Raw genomic sequence first — 2,097 nt, forward strand, 5'->3', positions numbered from 1 at the left:
ATTCTGTCATCTTGCGACAACTTAATCATTATACTAAAATAAATTAACTATGTCAATAACGAATTTTAAATAATTTAATATTGTTTATAATATTATTTTATTTATATTCTACCGCTGTTCTTTCAGCGACTCTAATATTATATGAAATATAAAGTTTTTTGTCAACAAGTATTTTTATATAAATTTTTTCTTTATCCTCTAATCATACGTATGCTAATAGTTGGCGAAATTAAAGCCCCCTTCCCCCGTATCTATTTATTAAACAAGTATATCATCGTCTCACAACAAAATCTGTATACATACCATATAATCTAAACAAGGTTATTCTTTATTCATGCTTTCAAAATCAATTAGTTTTCGAATTCTTTGCAACGATAGTATGCAGCATTATCATCATGTAAGTTTACTTTAATAATTGCTAATGCTTGATATAAAAGCGTTATAATCTTTTATTCACCAACACGGTGACCTATAATCTCTCAAAGGAATAATGAATGATATAGCACGGGTGAAAGAAATGTATATAATACAATCAAATATCTAGAGTGAATAGCAAATGAACGAATTGCAAGCTCAGTTTAACAATATATTATACTATAAGGATTAGGATCTTGAGTGCAACGAAAAAAGAAAGATACCATAGGTGATATCAAAAGTTAATTGAAGAAAAAGAGGTATTGTTTATCTTCTTCAAAAAGATATGCGCAGAAATTGTATTAGCAACTTTACGAAAAGCAGTAAGTGCAGCAGCCTCTTTTAAGCCTCGACTCTTTTTAAATAGTTGGGGTGGAAACACAATCTTCAACCCTTATTCTATTGTGCTACCTATATATTTATATAGTGTATTAATAACTTAACTTTCACAGATAGATTTTCACTTTAAATCCCTGATGTTACTTGAGCATCTATCACGATTACTGGTAACAACTTTCATCCCCTTGATTGATTTTGAAATCACTCGATCAAAATAATTAAAAATTGTACTGACAGATGTTCCATATTGTGTGGCTGTTTCTTTAACGTTTTTCCTTTCACTGCACAGACTTACGTCATTTCATTCTACTCGTTAAAGAACAGTTGATAAAGTTGAATAAATGATAATTTTAAAAGTATGTCTTCTTACAACTTGTACGTAAACAACATCTTTTTCGTAGATGTTTTCTTAATAGACGATTTTCATTAAGGACATTCATGATTTCCATTTTCCATAATTCAACATGTTTATCCTTAGTTCCTAGTAGTTCCATGACAAAATGTTCTTACATCCATACTCATTCCAATCCTTTATTGTGCACATTAAACGATCAAAAAGTTTGAGTATTGTGTTTTTTTGGAAGGTTGTCAAAGAATTATATTGCCCCCACTACCACATTTAGTATAGAGATATATAGATTTCTATTTACAAAGAGACATAAAAAAACCCTTTAGAATCTAATGTTCTAAAGGATTTAATATGACCCCTACGGGATTCGAACCCATGTTACCTCCGTGAAAGGGAGGTGTCTTAACCACTTGACCAAGGGGCCAGTATATGGCTCCGAAGGCAGGACTCGAACCTGCGACCCTCTGATTAACAGTCAGATGCTGCTACCAACTGAGCTACTTCGGAATAATTTTATGATGGGCCTAAATGGACTCGAACCATCGACCTCACGCTTATCAGGCGTGCGCTCTAACCAGCTGAGCTATAGGCCCATAATGGAGCGGGTGAGGAGAATCGAACTCCCGACAACAGCTTGGAAGGCTGTGGTTTTACCACTAAACTACACCCGCATAATGGTGGGTCGGGACAGAATCGAACTGCCGACACTTAGAGCTTCAATCTAATGCTCTACCAACTGAGCTACCGGCCCATATTAGAATAATAACTTTTAAAGAAATGGCGGTTCGGACGGGACTCGAACCCGCGACCTCCTGCGTGACAGGCAGGCATTCTAACCAGCTGAACTACCGAACCATTTTGGTTGCGGGGGCAGGATTTGAACCTGCGACCTTCGGGTTATGAGCCCGACGAGCTACCGAACTGCTCCACCCCGCGATAATATTATGAAATAATTTTTACTATGCTCTTAGTTAATGGACGTCTTCCACGCTTCA

The 2,097-nt window shown here is 35.6% G+C and carries 7 tRNA genes; all 7 read right to left on the reverse strand.

Features of this window, described 5'->3' with window-relative positions:
* Positions 1 to 1,454 precede the first annotated feature (1,454 nt).
* Positions 1,455 to 1,526: transfer RNA gene (locus D1606_RS18240), tRNA-Glu, on the reverse strand.
* Between the two features lie 6 nt (positions 1,527 to 1,532).
* Positions 1,533 to 1,609, reverse strand: a tRNA-Asn gene (locus D1606_RS18245).
* 12 nt (positions 1,610 to 1,621) lie between these two features.
* Positions 1,622 to 1,695: transfer RNA gene (locus D1606_RS18250), tRNA-Ile, on the reverse strand.
* Between the two features lie 4 nt (positions 1,696 to 1,699).
* Positions 1,700 to 1,773: transfer RNA gene (locus D1606_RS18255), tRNA-Gly, on the reverse strand.
* 4 nt (positions 1,774 to 1,777) lie between these two features.
* Positions 1,778 to 1,853: transfer RNA gene (locus D1606_RS18260), tRNA-Phe, on the reverse strand.
* 27 nt (positions 1,854 to 1,880) lie between these two features.
* Positions 1,881 to 1,957 (reverse strand) — tRNA-Asp (locus D1606_RS18265).
* Positions 1,958 to 1,961: 4 nt separating this feature from the next.
* Positions 1,962 to 2,038 (reverse strand) — tRNA-Met (locus D1606_RS18270).
* Positions 2,039 to 2,097: the final 59 nt, after the last annotated feature.

This window comes from Rummeliibacillus sp. POC4, from assembly GCF_003576525.1.
Lineage (GTDB): Bacteria > Bacillota > Bacilli > Bacillales_A > Planococcaceae > Rummeliibacillus.